The 15,234-nt window shown below is 55.1% G+C and carries 14 protein-coding genes and 1 pseudogene; 4 read left to right on the top strand and 11 right to left on the bottom strand.

Going from position 1 to position 15,234, the window contains the following annotated elements:
* Nucleotides 1-257: 257 nt before the first annotated feature.
* A complete protein-coding gene (locus FA92_RS11930; RefSeq protein ID WP_013358536.1) occupies nt 258-578 on the top strand; it encodes a hypothetical protein in 321 nt (106 codons plus the stop codon).
* Here the strand turns inward: FA92_RS11930 and yejF are convergent.
* The 9 genes from yejF to yeiP form a co-directional block, all read right to left on the bottom strand.
* Entirely contained in the window at nt 565-2,169 is a 1,605-nt protein-coding gene (yejF, locus tag FA92_RS11925; RefSeq protein WP_033783706.1) for a microcin C ABC transporter ATP-binding protein YejF, read from the bottom strand. The genes FA92_RS11930 and yejF overlap by 14 nt on opposite strands.
* A complete protein-coding gene (locus tag FA92_RS11920; RefSeq protein ID WP_013358534.1) occupies nt 2,170-3,192 on the bottom strand; it encodes a microcin C ABC transporter permease in 1,023 nt (340 codons plus the stop codon). It lies immediately after the preceding gene.
* The gene (locus tag FA92_RS11915; protein WP_013358533.1) at nt 3,189-4,283 is read right to left on the bottom strand and encodes a microcin C ABC transporter permease YejB; all 1,095 of its coding nucleotides are present in this window, start codon (nt 4,281-4,283) and stop codon (nt 3,189-3,191) included. Before FA92_RS11915 ends, FA92_RS11920 begins: the two co-directional genes overlap by 4 nt.
* Before the next feature lie 11 nt (nt 4,284-4,294).
* A complete protein-coding gene (locus tag FA92_RS11910; RefSeq protein WP_033783705.1) occupies nt 4,295-6,103 on the bottom strand; it encodes an extracellular solute-binding protein in 1,809 nt (602 codons plus the stop codon).
* 44 nt (nt 6,104-6,147) lie between these two features.
* Nucleotides 6,148-7,710 carry a cyclic di-GMP phosphodiesterase gene (locus FA92_RS11905; protein ID WP_013358531.1) on the bottom strand — a complete coding sequence of 521 codons (1,563 nt, stop codon included), beginning with the start codon at nt 7,708-7,710 and terminating at the stop codon, nt 6,148-6,150.
* Between the two features lie 221 nt (nt 7,711-7,931).
* Nucleotides 7,932-8,507 (bottom strand): bifunctional murein DD-endopeptidase/murein LD-carboxypeptidase, encoded by a 576-nt coding sequence (gene mepS, locus FA92_RS11900; protein ID WP_013358530.1) that lies wholly within the window; start codon nt 8,505-8,507, stop codon nt 7,932-7,934.
* A gap of 513 nt (nt 8,508-9,020) precedes the next feature.
* On the bottom strand, nt 9,021-9,728 hold the full coding sequence (locus FA92_RS11895; RefSeq protein ID WP_013358529.1) for a phosphatase PAP2 family protein: 708 nt from the start codon (nt 9,726-9,728) through the stop codon (nt 9,021-9,023).
* Nucleotides 9,729-9,771: 43 nt separating this feature from the next.
* The gene (locus FA92_RS11890; RefSeq protein WP_033783704.1) at nt 9,772-10,740 is read right to left on the bottom strand and encodes a GTP-binding protein; all 969 of its coding nucleotides are present in this window, start codon (nt 10,738-10,740) and stop codon (nt 9,772-9,774) included.
* A gap of 74 nt (nt 10,741-10,814) precedes the next feature.
* Nucleotides 10,815-11,387, bottom strand: coding sequence for an elongation factor P-like protein YeiP (gene yeiP, locus FA92_RS11885; RefSeq protein ID WP_033783703.1), 573 nt, complete (start codon nt 11,385-11,387; stop codon nt 10,815-10,817).
* Nucleotides 11,388-11,718: 331 nt separating this feature from the next.
* On the opposite strand from yeiP, the pseudogene FA92_RS22705 reads away from it, so the two are divergent.
* Nucleotides 11,719-11,907, top strand: a pseudogene (locus FA92_RS22705) (YkgJ family cysteine cluster protein); the annotation flags it as partial.
* Between the two features lie 102 nt (nt 11,908-12,009).
* Here FA92_RS22705 and FA92_RS11880 read toward each other — a convergent pair.
* Together FA92_RS11880 and vapB are read right to left on the bottom strand one after the other, a co-directional pair.
* Nucleotides 12,010-12,426 carry a type II toxin-antitoxin system VapC family toxin gene (locus FA92_RS11880; RefSeq protein ID WP_033783702.1) on the bottom strand — a complete coding sequence of 139 codons (417 nt, stop codon included), beginning with the start codon at nt 12,424-12,426 and terminating at the stop codon, nt 12,010-12,012.
* On the bottom strand, nt 12,423-12,653 hold the full coding sequence (gene vapB / locus FA92_RS11875; protein WP_013358526.1) for a type II toxin-antitoxin system VapB family antitoxin: 231 nt from the start codon (nt 12,651-12,653) through the stop codon (nt 12,423-12,425). The genes FA92_RS11880 and vapB overlap by 4 nt, the downstream gene beginning before the upstream one ends.
* Nucleotides 12,654-13,164: 511 nt before the next feature.
* Here vapB and fruB point away from each other — a divergent pair.
* A complete protein-coding gene (gene fruB / locus FA92_RS11870) occupies nt 13,165-14,295 on the top strand; it encodes a fused PTS fructose transporter subunit IIA/HPr protein (protein WP_033783701.1) in 1,131 nt (376 codons plus the stop codon).
* Nucleotides 14,292-15,230: a 1-phosphofructokinase gene (gene fruK / locus FA92_RS11865; RefSeq protein WP_013358523.1), complete on the top strand. Its 939-nt coding sequence runs from the start codon at nt 14,292-14,294 to the stop codon at nt 15,228-15,230. The genes fruB and fruK overlap by 4 nt, the downstream gene beginning before the upstream one ends.
* The last annotated feature ends 4 nt before the right edge of the window (nt 15,231-15,234 follow it).

The raw sequence follows: 15,234 nt of genomic DNA, 5'->3' as shown, positions 1-15,234 counted from the left end.
GATGCACATCTCGCCGGTTTTGTTTCTTACTTGTGAAAACTTTTAGCTAAAAAAGTAACCGCAATGCGTCTAAAATGATTGTTAACGGCGTGTGAACGCGGTACATATAGGCTGAAGTGCGATGTAAGTCGCAAAAAATGCGCTTCTGCAATCCGCATGGACGGGCCAGTCATCCCTGTCCTGACTCTGCGGGGATCAACCCGTTTTCAGCCGGGCAGGTCGGTGTTGCGACATAAACTCATCGGGGAGAGTAACCTATGCTGCAACTTTCAATTGTGCATCGTCTGCCACAGCGTTTTCGCTGGGCCAGCGATCACCACAGTGCCATTGAATCCGATGACACAATGCTGGATGAGCAAGAGTTCGTGGCGTTGCGTCTGATCAGCCATGACGGCATTCCGGCGTGGGAGATCCTGCAGCAGCTGAAAGAGGTGCTGGCGGATATTCAGGTCGATTGCAAAGTGGCCGAGTGCGAAGGGCAGCCCTGCCTGTTTATTCAGCGTCGCGACGAAAGCGCCACTAACTGCTGCCTGAAAAATCAGGGCGTGGCGATTGCGGAAACATTTATCGCAGGGTGAGTTGCGCCGACTGCAGCAGCTCGCGGGTATACACAGCCGTCGGTGACGCAAACAACGTTTCACACTCTCCCTGTTCCACTACCTCCCCCTGACGCAGCACAATAAGCTGGTGACACAGGGCGCGAACCACATCCAGGTCGTGACTGATAAACAGATAGCTGAGCTGACGCTGCTGCTGTAAGCGGCGTAACAGCGTCAGAATCTGCTTCTGCACCGTGCGATCCAGCGATGAGGTGGGTTCATCCAGTATCAACAGCTCCGGCTCCAGAATCAGTGCCCGTGCGATAGCAATACGCTGTCGCTGACCGCCAGAGAATTCGGCCGGATAACGATGCCGGCTTTCCGCTTCCAGTCCCACTTCTTCCATCACCGCAATCACCCGCTGCGCCTGCTGGGCACTGTTCAGTTCGGGCTGATGCACCGCCAGACCTTCAGCAATAATCTGCTGCACCGTCATACGCGGATTGAGCGAGGAATTGGGATCCTGAAACACCACCTGAATGCGCTGACGCAGCGGCAGAAGTTGCCGGCGCGACAGCTGATGCAGCGGCTGGCCGTCAAACCAGACGTCGCCACGTGAGGAAATCAGCCGCAACAGCGCCAGGCCGGTGGTGCTTTTACCCGACCCGGACTCGCCCACCAGACCCAGACTTTCGCCCCGCCGCAGGCTGAAACTCAGCCCGGAAAGCACCTGCTTTTCGCCGGTCTGCCGCCGGAACAGTCCGCGCCGCTGCGCAAAACTGACCTTAAGCTGTTCGACCCGAAGAATGACCGGCGCGTCTGCGGGTAGCGGCAGCGCTTTTCCTTCCGGCTCGGCGGCCAGCAACTGCTGGCTGTAAGGATGTTGCGGCTGGTTCAGCAGAATCTGGCAGCGATTCTGTTCCACAATCTGACCCTGACGCATCACGCTGACGTTATCTGCCAGCTGACGCACGATATTCAGGTTATGGGTGATAAACAGCATGCCCATATTCAGCTCCCGCTGTAGTTCACGCAGCAGCGCCAGAATCTGCGCCTGTACCGTCACATCCAGTGCAGTGGTCGGCTCATCGGCAATCAGCAACTGAGGCTCGGTCAGCAGCGCCATGGCGATCATCACCCGCTGGCGTTCGCCGCCGGAAAGCTGGTGGGGGAAATCGTTGAGCCGGGTAGCAGGCTGACGGATACCGACCCGATCAAGCACGCTGAGAATCTCACCACGTGCAGCCGGACGACGCAGCCCGCGATGCAGCGACAGCACTTCATACAGCTGCTTCTCCACGGTGTGCAGCGGATTCAGCGATACCATCGGCTCCTGAAAAATCATTGCGATCTGGTTGCCGCGAATCGCGCGCAGTCGTTGCTCGCGGGCGCGCAGCAGATCTTCACCGTTAAACAGAATCTCTCCACGGGGGTAAACCACCGCCGCCTCATGCAGCAGTCGCATTACCGACAGCGCCGTGACGCTTTTGCCGGAACCCGACTCACCCACCAGCGCCAGCGTTTCGCCCGCGTCAATGCGCAGTGAAACGTCATTCACGACCTGGCGAAGCTGCTCGCCCTGACGAAAGGCGACCGAGAGATGATTGATGGCAAGCAGTGGCGTTGTCATTCAGGCTCCTTTGCCCGGATCAAAGGCGTCGCGCACCGCTTCGCCGATAAAAATCAGCAGCGAGAGCAGGATCGCCAGGGTGAAAAAGCCCGCCAGGCCCAGCCAGGGTGCCTGCAGGTTATTTTTGCCCTGCAGCAGTAACTCGCCCAGCGAGGGCGAACCCAGCGGCAGACCAAAGCCGAGGAAGTCGAGGGAGGTGAGCGTGGTAATCGATCCGCACAAAATAAAGGGCAGAAAGGTCAGGGTTGCTACCATCGCGTTAGGCAGCATGTGACGCAGCATAATCCGGCCATCGCTGACGCCCAGCGCCTGTGCTGCGCGGATGTAATCAAAGTTTCGGGTTCGCAGAAACTCGGCCCGGACCACGCTCACCAGGCTCATCCAGCCAAACGCGACGGTGACCAGCAGCAGCCACCAGAAACCGGGCTGAATGACGCTGGAGAGGAGGATCAGCAGAAACAGCGCAGGCATGCCGGACCAGACCTCAATCATCCGCTGCCCAATCAGATCAATTCTGCCGCCGAAATAACCCTGCACCGCGCCAATCACAATCCCGATGATACTGGAGATAAGTGTCAGCAGCACGCCGAACAGCAGGGAGATGCGCGTACCATAGAGCAGCCGTGCCAGTACGTCGCCACCGTTGGCGTCCGTGCCGAGCCAGTTCTGCGCAGAGGGCGGAGAGGGGAAGGGCACCTGAGTAGCAAAGTTGATGGTGCTGTCGCTGAAGCGAATCGGAGCCCATAAAGCCCAGCCGTTCTGCGCAATGCGCTGCCGCAGCCAGGGATCCTGATAATCTGCCGCTGTCGCCAGTACGCCGCCATAGTCGGTTTCGCTGTAGTCAAACAGCAGCGGCACCGTCCAGCGCTGCTGGTAATGCACCAGCAGCGGCTTGTCATTGGCGATCAGTTCGGCACACAGCGACAGCAGGAAAATGACCAGAAAGATCCACAGTGACCAGTAGCCGCGACGGTTATGGCGAAAGCGCTGCCAGCGCTGTTGATTCAGCGGAGAGAGCGTCATGAGCGGCTCCCGAAATCGATACGCGGATCGACCAGCGTATAGGTCAGATCGCTGAGAATGTTCATCAGCAAACCGATCAGCGTAAAAATATAGAGCGTGCCAAACATCACCGGATAATCACGTTGCAGCGTCGCATCATAGCCGAGCAGGCCGAGTCCGTTGAGCGAGAACATCACTTCGATCAATACTGAGCTGGTAAAAAACATGCTGATAAACGTGGCGGGGAAGCTGGCAATCACCAGCAGCATGGCATTGCGAAAAACATGGTGATAGAGAATACGGCGTTCCGGCACGCCTTTGGCGCGCGCGGTCACCACATAGAGCTTGCGGATCTCATCCAGAAAGGCGTTTTTCGTCAGCATCGTCAGTGTGGCAAAGCCGCCAATCACCGTTGCCAGTACCGGCAGGGCGATATGCCAGAAGTAATCCAGCACTTTGCCATACCAGGGCAGGGTGTCGTGCTGCGCAGACGTAAGCCCGCGCAGTGGGAACCAGTCGAGATAGCTGCCACCGGCAAACAGTACGATCAGCATGATGCCGAACAGAAAAGCCGGAATGGAGTAGCCAATGATAATAAACGCGCTGCTCCAGACATCAAAGGCGCTGCCGTTGCGCACCGCTTTGCGGATCCCGAGCGGGATCGAAACCAGATAGATGATCAGCGTGCTCCATAATCCCAGACTGATGGAGACCGGCAGGCTCTCCTTAATCAGCCCGATCACCGAGGCGCTGCGAAACAGGCTGTCGCCAAAATCAAAACGCAGGTAGTTCCACAGCATCTCGCCGTAGCGCTGCCACAGCGGTTTATCGAAGCCGTAACGCTTTTTAATTTCCGCAATTACTTCGGGATCCAGCCCGCGCGCCCCACGGTACTGATTATCTGCGGGATTAAGATGACTGACGCTGGCGCGTGAACTGGCGTTCTCCGCGCCGCTGCCGGGCAGGCCAGTGGTCTGACCAAACTCAATATTCGCCAGCGCCTGATCGACCGGTCCGCCGGGCGCGATTTGCACGATAAAGAAGTTAAGCGTGATGATCGCCCATAAGGTCGGGATAATCAGCAGCAATCTGCGCAGAAAGTATGCGGCCAACGGTCATCTCCTTAGCGTTTGCTGGCCGGCAGGCGTCCGGCTTTATTTGTGTCGTACCACCAGTTTTCCAGCCCGGTGCTGTAGGCAGGTTTGCGGGCAGGGTGTGAAAACTTATCCCAGTACGCCAGCCGTTGTTCAGCGTTGTACCACATCGGGATCATATACGCATTCCACAGCAGTACCCGATCCAGCGCCTGTGCCAGCGGCCGCAGCGCGGCAGGGTCGCCCTGATGCGCGATAATCTGTTTCACAAAGTGATCAACGATTGGGTCTTTGACCCGCGCGGTATTCCACGACGAGGTGATGTAGTCGGACTGCCAGAGGATCTGCAGACTGGAGGTCGGAATCGGCATCGCCCCATAAACGGTGGCAATCATGTCATAGTCGCCTTCACGCCAGCGCCGCAGGTACTGCGAGCTGTCGATCTGCCGCAGGTTCAACGTAATGCCGAGCCGCGCAAGGTTGTGCTGCAACGGTAACGCCCATTCAGTACTGGTGCCACCGCGCAGCAGCAGTTCGACCGTAAATGGCTGACCGGTTTTATCGTTAATCAGTCGGCGATTTTTAATCTGCCAGCCCGCCTGTTTCAGCAGGTCAAACGCGCTTAACAGACTGGCGCGGTCATAGCCGCTGCCATCGGTTTTGTGCGGCAGATAAGGCTGGCTGAACAGCGCAGGTGGCAGCTGCGCGCGCCACGGTTCAAGCAGCGCCAGCTGCTGTGCATCCGGCACGCCGTGGGCCGCATACTCTGTATTCTGGAAGTAGCTGCTGGCACGCTGCCAGGCACCGTAATAGAGCGCTTTATTCATCCACTCGAAATCGAACATCAGTGACAACGCCTGACGCACGCGGCGATCGTGGAATAGCGGTTTTTCATTGTTGAATGCCAGCCAGCGGGTATCGATAGCGGCTTCATTGGGCGCGGTTTCTTTTACAATGCTGCCATTGTCGAAATTGCGGCCGCGATACTGGGTCGACCATTTCTTCGCCGATGTCTCTTCACGCCAGTCGTACGCACCCGCTTTAAAGGCTTCGAACGCTACATTGTCATCCAGATAGTAGTCGTAGCGCATGCGATCAAAATTAAAGCGTCCACGATTCACCGGCAGATCGGCGGCCCAGTAATCTTTTACCCGGCTGAACTCAATAAACTGGCCCAGCTTCCAGCGCGTGATGCGATAAGGTCCACTGGAAAGCGGTGGTGCGCTTAACGGCTCGTTAAACTTCTTATCGCGCCAGAACGACTCGGGGATAACCGGTAGCGTCAGTAACCCAAGCAGCAGATCTTTATCCGGTTTCTGTGCCCCGATGCGGACAGTGTGATCGTCCAGCGCTCTGACGGTCACGCCACGGTAGGCGACGCGGAACTGAGGCACGCCCTCGGTCATGAACTTCTGAAAGGTGAACGCTACGTCGCGGGCGGTGACTGGTGTGCCGTCATGGAACCGGGCGCGGGGATTCAGGCGTATTTCAATCCAGGTAAAATCGCTGGCGTAGCGGGCTGATTCAGCAATCAGCGGATAATAGCTGCCCGGTTCATCGTCTGAGCTGGTGTACAGGCCGTCATAAAGCGTGCCGGTATTGATGCCCGGATTGCCGCGTGAGGCGTAGCGGTTGAAATTGTCGTAAGTGCCCACTACCGCCAGGGTAATACTGCCGCCTTTTGGCGCGCGGGGGTCAGCGTAATCGTAATGGCTGAAGCCGGGCGGATATTTCGCTTCGCCGGTCTGTGTGAAGGCGAACGTTTGCAGGACTGATGCAGCCAGCAGCGGGGCGCTGAAGAGGCCGCACAGCAGCAGAAATCCCAGGCGAAATAGCATGTTCTCTCCCGTTAAATGTCCGGCGCGATTCGGGCCAGAGAGTCTCAGGCGTTATGACGCCGGAAATAGTCTATCAGCGTTTCCGGTCGCAGCGGACGGCTGAAGATGTAACCCTGCAGATGAGTCACGCCACGATGGATCAGCCAGGCGGCCTGTTCGCCGGTTTCTACCCCTTCCGCCACACTTTTCAGATTCAGTTTCTTCGCCAGCTGCAGCACGGTGTCCAGCACTGGCGAGGTCAGGGTTTCTGTACCGATGCTCTGGACAAAACCCCGATCGATTTTCAGGTAATCAAACGCATAACGTTCCAGATAGATCAGCGCACTGTGGCCGGTGCCAAAATCATCAATGGCAATGTTGATATGCTGCTGATGCAGCCAGTCAAACAGTTCCCCGACGTTTTCATCGCGCACCATGGCGCGCTCGGTAATCTCAAACACGTAATTAAAGTGAGCCGCAGGCATGGTATCAAGCCAGCGCAGCACATCCTGCCGGAAACAGCTGTCAGCCAGATGCAGCGGAGAGATGTTGAGGCTGAGGCAGGCATGACGGGGAATGGTATGACACAGCTGGTGCGCATCACGTGAAACCAGCTGAAACAGATGCCGCGTCAGCGGAATAATCAGGTTCTGCGACTCGGCATACTGAATAAACACATCCGGCGGGATCGGGCCTTCAGTCGGATGGGTCCAGCGCAGTAACGCTTCCATACCATAAGGTTGACCATCGTGGGAGGTGACCAGCGGCTGATATTCAACGTGAAACTCACCGCGCTTCATGCCCCGAATCAGCTCTTTCCCCGGACGCTGATAAACAGATAACAGCAGCCAGCAGCCGCCGGAAACCATCAGTGATAGCAGCAGGCTGCACAGCAGGATATTCTGGTAATCACTGAACGCCAGAACCGAACCGAACAACACAAACTTCAGCGGATAGTCTGTCAGCGCCTGCTGATACAGCGGCGGCGGCAGACTTTTATTTTTCATCACGCCAGGCTGCCAGCTGGTTAAGGCACTCTTTTGTGCCATCAGCGCCATACCGGTAATTTCCGGATGCCCGGAGACCTGCAGCTGGTAGGGAGCCAGACTGATATTCAGCGTCGCGAAGACACCTGACTGCTGACTGCCAGGATTTTTAATCCACAATCCCAGCGCCGGTTTATTTGGCTGAAGCGGCGTGCCTGACATCAGCTGCAGATCGATGTCACGTGAGACATCACTATCAGGTGCGATCACATTAAGCGGCAGGCTAAAACTGCCGGTGGCCGAGGAGCAAAAGGCATTGCCGTCGTTAACCAGCAGGATGGCGCGGAGATTACCGGCAAACGCGGCGCGCGAGGTCAGTTCACGATTGATGGTATGACAGGCAGTGTGGGTGAACGGAAGCAGGGGACTGAGGGTGCTGTTGAGCAGGCTGGAAAGCGTTTGCTGTAATGCTGTGCGGCTGTTCTCCAGCAGTTGCTGATGCTGTCGTTCGCGCTTCTGCCAGGTCTGGTGAAATGACAGGACGGCAAACAGAAGAAAGAATACGCCACCGGCCATCGCACTACTCCATGCGATTCGGCGAGGATAGGTGGCATGGCGCCTTAGCGCCCCCGACAGTGGCATGAGGAACTTCCCCTGATCAAATTATTATTATGTATTGCACACGACTGCTTCGGTTTAAGCGACCGAGAATATAACGAGAGTGTCCGAAATGTCTCGTTATTAATCTGAAATACAATGCTTTTATCTGATAAAACGACTGCCGCTAAGAATAAGGCACGAAAAAAAACGCTGCGTAAGCAGCGTTTCATGTTCTCTGGCTGAGAGAAGATCGAAGGTGATAATCAGGTCGGGTTACGACTTAATACACGGCGTCCTTCACGGTAACGCTTTTTCCAGTAGTCATCATTGAGACTGGAGATCATGACGCCACTGCTGGTGGAGGCATGAACGAAATTGTCGTTACCCAGATAAATACCCACATGACGACCAGTCGAACCGGCACGGAACATCACCAGATCGCCAGGACGCAGTTTACTGCGGGTAATCTCTTTACCGGTGTCCTGCTGCTCAGAGGTCGAGCGCGGTAATTCTAAGCCAAACTGATCGCGGAAAGTGCGTTGTACAAAGGCGGAACAATCGATCCCGCGTTTGGTATCGCCACCGAGGCGATAGCGCACACCTTTCCAGACGGCGTATTGTTCCATGATGCGCGACTTAACGTCGACGTTACGCACCATTTCTTCAAACTCATCCTGAGACGCCTGAAGTAAAAAACCATTGTGGTTGTTAACTTCATGATTCTCGTTATTCGCGTTTTGACTGCTATGTGTACTGCTACAAGCTGAGAGGAGTGTGGCCAGCGCCAGTGCGGGCACGATCCGCAAGATATATCTCAGTATTGGTTGAGACTTGACCATTATTCGGGTTTTCCTTCGATTTCCTTACGACAAAATTGTCGCCAGCCAGATGACAAAACAGGGAGATTAATAAGCGAAACAGCCTAAGACAAATCCTTAATTACTAAAATGTGTTAATGGACACATTTTAACGGTAAAAAATCCGAATTTTCTGCCGCTGTAGCCTCACTGCGACTGAGGTTAACTGATTACAGACGCCGTGGCGAGTGCTTTTAATCAATTTCATATAGGTTTTTTTGATGTGAAATCAAACCGTAACACACTGACTACTTTAGCAACAATTGTGGTGAAATGATGATGAGAACAGGCAGTGAAAGGGGCGTCAATTCAGGGCATAGCCTCTGTTTTTGGAGTTTTCTTAATTGACAGAGGGTGTTGGTGGCTATTTAACCTGTCAGCAGGGTCATAACCTTTTCTTTTCGTGAATTTAATTAGCAGGCTAATAGTGGTGGGCTGTTTTTTATAAGCGCGGACGGTTAAGACCAGGGCTATTAAATCGTCCGCGCTTAACATTTACGTCACGGGCTTATATTTACCCGGTAATTTGCGATAAAACCAGTTAACCAGCACGTCACTGGCCGGCGTTAATAGCCACCAGCTCAGCCCCACTAATATCACTGACATTGAACCGACGGCAATATCGGTAAACCAGTGTGCACCCGCCATGACGCGCGGCAGTGAAAATATCACCACAATAGCGGTGGCAATTAAAAAACGGCTGAAACCAAAATAACGCCAGATAAAGCAGGCGAAAATAATCAGCATCATACCGTGGTCGCCTGGGAAGCTGTCTTTCGAGGCATCTTTAGCGGGGATACCGGTCAGTTCGCTGACGCGATGCACATTCTCGAAGAACAGCGTCGGACTGGAGTGTTTCACCGGCAACAGGTGGCCCAGCTGGTTAAGCACCACGGCGGTGAGCAGCATAGTGATGCCGATAGCCAGCATCCGCCGCCGCGCCTGTGGCGTTTCACGTCGCCAGATCGACAGATAAAGCAGGCCCATGGCCAGCAATGACACCGCATCAAAACCACGAAAATTGGTGATGGCGACGATCAGTGCGAACAGCGGATGGCTCACCATCTGATTGTTGAAGCCATAGAATATAGTTTTATCAATGCCGAACCAGAAACCATGTTCTGGCGGCAGATACCACGAAAGAAAGAGCACTACGCCCAGTGCATTAAGCAGCAGGATAGTAATAAGGCGGGTTGCGCGCATAATCAGAACTCATTTAAAAAAATAACCGCCGACAATACCTGTCTTAGCGTAAACGGCATTTCAACAACGCCGATTGTAGCCGATTCCAGTCAGCCTGCTGAGAATGGATGATCTCAATGCGGCTATCGGGTGGCGGTGTGGCGAGGGTTTCACTCTGCAACTCTTTTGCCTGGCAGTTAATACGCATTGTGCCTTCTGGCGTGCGCATCACACCTTTAATACGATCGACCGCTGCCTGCCGTACCCACTCCAGCAGTGCGCCGCTGTCGAACAGCGTATCAGCATCAAACAGCCAGCCGCAGGCGCTGTAACCCTGGCCGTGATTCAGCGCCCGACGCCAGCGTGCTTCGCCATCCAGACGTAACGCCGTCAGACCGCTATTGGGATTTGCCGGATGATGATGATGCGGCAGAGGGATATCGCGTGGCTGATACGGCATATCCAGCAGGGAAAGGGGGACCTGACCAAATTCTGTCTGTATTAATGGACGCGGAGGCTGCATCTGCTGCTGCCAGTCAGCCAGGCGCTGACGGTCCGCTTCATCCCAGCAATCACGCTTATTGGCGATGACAATATCGGCAGCCGCGAGCTGATCGCGGAAATTTCCATTGGCAACGATGCGAGGATCGGCCAGATGACGCGCATCCAGCAGCGTCAGGGTGGCATTCAGTTGCAGCCACGCCTGATAAACCGGCGCGCTTAACATCTGCAACACCTGACGCGGATGACCCAGGCCGGTTGGCTCGATCAGCAGCCGATCGGGCTTGCTCCTGAGCAGCATATTCAGCCCGACCTGCATCGGCAGGCCATTCACGCAGCACAGGCAGCCGCCGGGGATCTCTTTCAGCGTGGCGCCGCGATCGGCCAGCAGGGTGCCGTCGATCCCGATCTCACCAAATTCGTTGACCAGCACTGCCCACTTTTCCCCGGCGGGCCTGGCGGCCAGCAGATGGCAGAGCAGCGTGGTTTTGCCGCTACCCAGAAAGCCGGTGATCAGGTTAACGCGTGTCATAAGCCAACTCCTGCCAGAGAATAGCGTGATAATGTAATACTATAACATTATCACGATAGGCAGAAGGCAACCGGTCAGTCTGCACGACCCATGTAGCGGCGTTCAGCGATATGGATACGGATGCGATCACCATTGCTGAGGTATTCCGGCACCTGGATAGAGAGACCCGTGCTCATGCCGGCCGGTTTGGTGCGGGCACTGGCAGAGGCGCCTTTAATGCCGGGTGAGGTATCCACGATTTCCATATCCACGGTTTGTGGCAGTTCCAGTGCCAGCACCTGACCTTCCATCGTCAGTACGTGAATGCCAGGGATGCCGCCTTCAGGGATAAACAGCAGCTCTTCTTGAATCTGCTCCTGTTTAAAGGAGTAGGGAGTGTAATCCTCATCATCCATAAAAATGTATTCGTCACCATCTATATAAGAGAAGGTCACGCTGCGGCGGCTGAGCGAAATTGCATCAATAATCTCGTCGCCCTTGAAGCGTTCTTCGACTTTTAAACCGGTGCGGACATCGGTAAAGCGCATTTTATACAGGGTGGCGGCACCGCGTGCGCTGGGGCTCTGGACATCAATGTCCTTAACCAGCAGCAGTTTACCGTTGTGCGTGACGGCCATCCCTTTTTTGATTTCATTGGCTTTTGGCATTGCTGTTCTCGCTATCTTGAGAGTGAAGTGCGCGCAACGTTACTCGCGCCGTTGAAAACTGGCAATATCGTGGATGCGAAATTTTGTCTCAGGCCGCGGCTTTCATGGTAATTAGCGCGGTGGACTGCTATTGTCGCCGCGACTTTCTCTGCCGGAGCACAGCATGCAATGCGGTGCCGGTTGCACAGTGCCCTCTGTTTCTTCACCGATTCCTGGCATGCCTGATGGTAAGCGATTAAAGCGGGAAGTTAAGTGTTGAAGGGTACAGTGTCGATCCCTCTGAGGTTCTGTTACTGTCGGTTGTATTCTGAAGGTCGCGTGAGAGGTATTAATGCAGTGTCGTATTGATTGTGGTGCATGCTGCATCGCGCCCTCAATCTCAAGTCCCATCCCCGGAATGCCGCAGGGTAAACCGGCTAATGTCCGATGTATTCAGTTATCGGATGAAAATTTGTGCATGATTTTCGGTTCAGATTTAAGGCCGAAAGTATGCGGAAGTCTGCAACCTTCTATTGATATGTGTCTTACAGATCGTACCTCAGCTATGACCTACCTGATTGAGCTTGAAGCCAGCACAAGCGCCTGAGAACCGATCCACACGGCTTACACTGAATCCAGACGCTTATTTGACCCAGTCTTCCAGCTGCAATCCGGGTACCCGTTGAAACTCGCGTGTGTTATTGGTCACCAGAATAGCCCTGGCCGCAATAGCATGCCCGGCAATCGCAGTGTCGTTAGGACCAATGGGCGTTCCGACAACAGCCAGCGCTGCTTTGATTTCAGTGGTTGTATCTACCGCTGCACGGTCCCATGACAGTACAGCATCAAGCCGTGCGCAGAATGCATCGACCAAATGCATATGCCGCGGTGAAGCTTTCTTTCCGATCGCACCGAAACGCATTTCAGCATAAGTAATTGCAGAAACCACAATCCGGTGGTTACGCAGCACCGCCTGTTCCAGTCGCCGGATGACTTCTTCAGGCTGCTCACGCATAATAAATGAGCAGATATTTGTGTCGAGCATGTAAGTGTTGTTCACAGGTCAAAACGTCCCTCATCGCTGATAACGTCTTCACGCTCTGTCATGAAGTCAGAGTCAGCTTTCTCAAGCTGGGTAAATGAACGCCATGTGGGTCTGACAGGACGCAGAATAATAGCATCTCCTTCCCTGATAATTTCCAGCTCGCTCACTCCCTCAAAATCCATGTCGCGAGGCAGGCGAATGGCGCGATTATTGCCATTTTTGAATACAGAGACGGTTCTCATGTTGGATGTTCCTCTTTAAAAATCTGGCCCGAACACAGGCGTCAGTAATAGCCTGGATAAACGTAGTGACTCAGTTTATGCCAGCCCTCAGTAAATGTATAGGTCAGGCATATGCTCGCTGCTGCGAGAGTAATCTTACAGGCCGCTACAAAAATATTCAGGCACCCAGCCTGGGCAGCGGTTCCCGCCATCAGGCGATGACCTGGCTGTTGCAACTCGAAGCGGATACCGCGCTCTGAGGCGCTGACGCTGCTGAAATTTCTGGTCCGGTAATCTCTGCTTTACAGCAACCGCGTCAGCCTGTTCACTTTTTATTCCCCAAAACCGCCCTGAAATGTGCGTAACGTCAAAAATCTGTTACGCCATTTGCGCATTTTCTTGCCTACGGAAAATTGCTGTACCACAATCCCTGAAACGTTTCAGCGGTGACTGCGCCACCTGTTTTCAACAGCATGGCGTAAAAAAATCCCCACTGGCTGAAACGATTCAATCTCAGCAAGCGAGGAGAATTATGTTCCAGCTCGAATTGCAGGCCATCCATACCGGAGCCAGCGCCCAGAACAAAGAAGAGGCCATTCGTCAGGTCGCTGCCGCGTTAACCGCTGCAGGCAATGTGACGGAAGGCTACGTCAACGGCATGCTGGCGCGCGAACAGCAGACCTCAACCTTCCTCGGCAACGGCATCGCCATCCCTCATGGCACCACCGATACCCGCGATCTGGTGCTGAAAACCGGTGTTCAGGTGTTCCAGTTCCCGCAGGGCATTGCCTGGGGCGAAGATCAGACCGCCTATGTCGCTATCGGGATTGCTGCTAAGTCAGATGAACATCTGGCGCTGCTGCGTCAGCTGACGCATGTTCTGAGCGATGACTCTATCGCCGAACAGCTTAAAACCGCCTCTGCTGAAGATCTTCGTGCGTTGCTGATGGGCGAGAAACAAGCCGCTGAATTCAGCTTCGACACTTCATTAATTACGCTGAACGTCGCCGCCAGCGATCTGATTACCCTGCAGGCAATGAACGCCGGTCGGCTGCAGTCCGCGGGCGTGGTGGATGCCAGCTACGTCGCAGACGTGGTTTCAACGACGCCGCTGAATCTGGGGCAGGGCATCTGGCTCAGCGACAGCAGCCTCGGCAACCTGCGCAGCGGCGTGGCTATCAGTCGCGCTGAACATGCCTTCGACCATAAGGGCGAACAGGCTGCACTGTTAATCAGCGTGTCGGCGACCGATGAGCGTCCGCTGGAAGTGCTGGGTTACCTCAGCGCATTACTGCAGCAGGGCAAAGCCGATCGTCTGCTGAAAGCCGATGCGGCAGGCGTCTACGCGCTGCTGACCAGCGAAGTCGATGAGCAGGCTGAGGTGCTGACCGCAGAATACACCATCCGTAACGAACATGGCCTGCATGCCCGTCCGGGCACCGCGCTGGTCAGCGTGATCAAGCAGTTCAACAGCGACATCACCGTGACCAACCTCGACGGCAGTGGTAAACCTGCCAATGGCCGCAGCCTGATGAAAGTGGTTGCGCTGGGCGTGAAGAAAGGCCATCGCCTGCGCTTTACTGCCAGCGGTGACGATGCACAGCAGGCGCTGAACGCGATTGAAGAAGCGATCACCAGCGGTCTGGGCGAGGGGGCATCATGAGCAGACGCGTCGCCACCATTACGCTGAATCCGGCGTATGACCTGGTGGGATATACCCCTGAAATTGAACGCGGCGAAGTGAACCTGGTGAAAACCACCGGGCTGCATGCTGCGGGCAAGGGCATCAACGTCGCCAAAGTTCTGAAAGACCTGGGTATCGATGTCACCGTAGGTGGCTTCCTGGGTAAAGAGAATCAGGACGGGTTCCAGCAGCTGTTCAGCGAGCTGGGCATTGCTAACCGTTTCCAGGTGGTGCCAGGCCGTACCCGTATCAACGTTAAACTCACTGAACAGACCGGCGACGTTACCGATCTGAATTTCTCCGGTTTTCAGGTGACGGGTCAGGACTGGGATCGTTTTACCTCCGACTCGCTGACCTGGCTGGGCCAGTTCGATATGGTCTGCGTCAGCGGCAGCCTGCCGGAAGGTGTCGATCACGATGCCTTTACCCGCTGGATGACCGAACTGCGCACCCACTGCCCTTGCATCATCTTTGACAGCAGCCGCGAAGCACTGGTGGCAGGCCTGAAAGCCGCACCGTGGCTGGTTAAACCTAACCGCCGTGAGCTGGAAATCTGGGCCGGCCGCAAACTGCCAACCCTGCAGGATGTGATTGGTGCTGCGCACGAACTGCGCGAGCAGGGTATCGCCCATGTGGTGATTTCACTGGGCGCAGAAGGCGCGCTATGGGTCAACGCCTCAGGTGAATGGATTGCTAAACCGCCGGTGTGTGAAGTCGTCAGCACCGTGGGTGCAGGTGATTCCATGGTTGGCGGCCTGATTTATGGCCTGCTGATGCGCGAATCCAGCGAACACACGCTGCGTCTTGCGACTGCTGTGGCGGCAATGGCCGTCAGCCAGAGCAATGTCGGCGTTTCCGATCGTACTCAGTTGGCCGCAATGATGGCGCGCGTCGACTTACAACCCGTTAACTGACAGC

The organism is Pantoea sp. 9140, from assembly GCF_000745295.1.
GTDB lineage: Bacteria > Pseudomonadota > Gammaproteobacteria > Enterobacterales > Enterobacteriaceae > Pantoea > Pantoea vagans.
The sequence above is the reverse complement of the archived record's forward strand: the minus strand, read 5'-3'. Positions and strand labels throughout refer to the sequence as shown.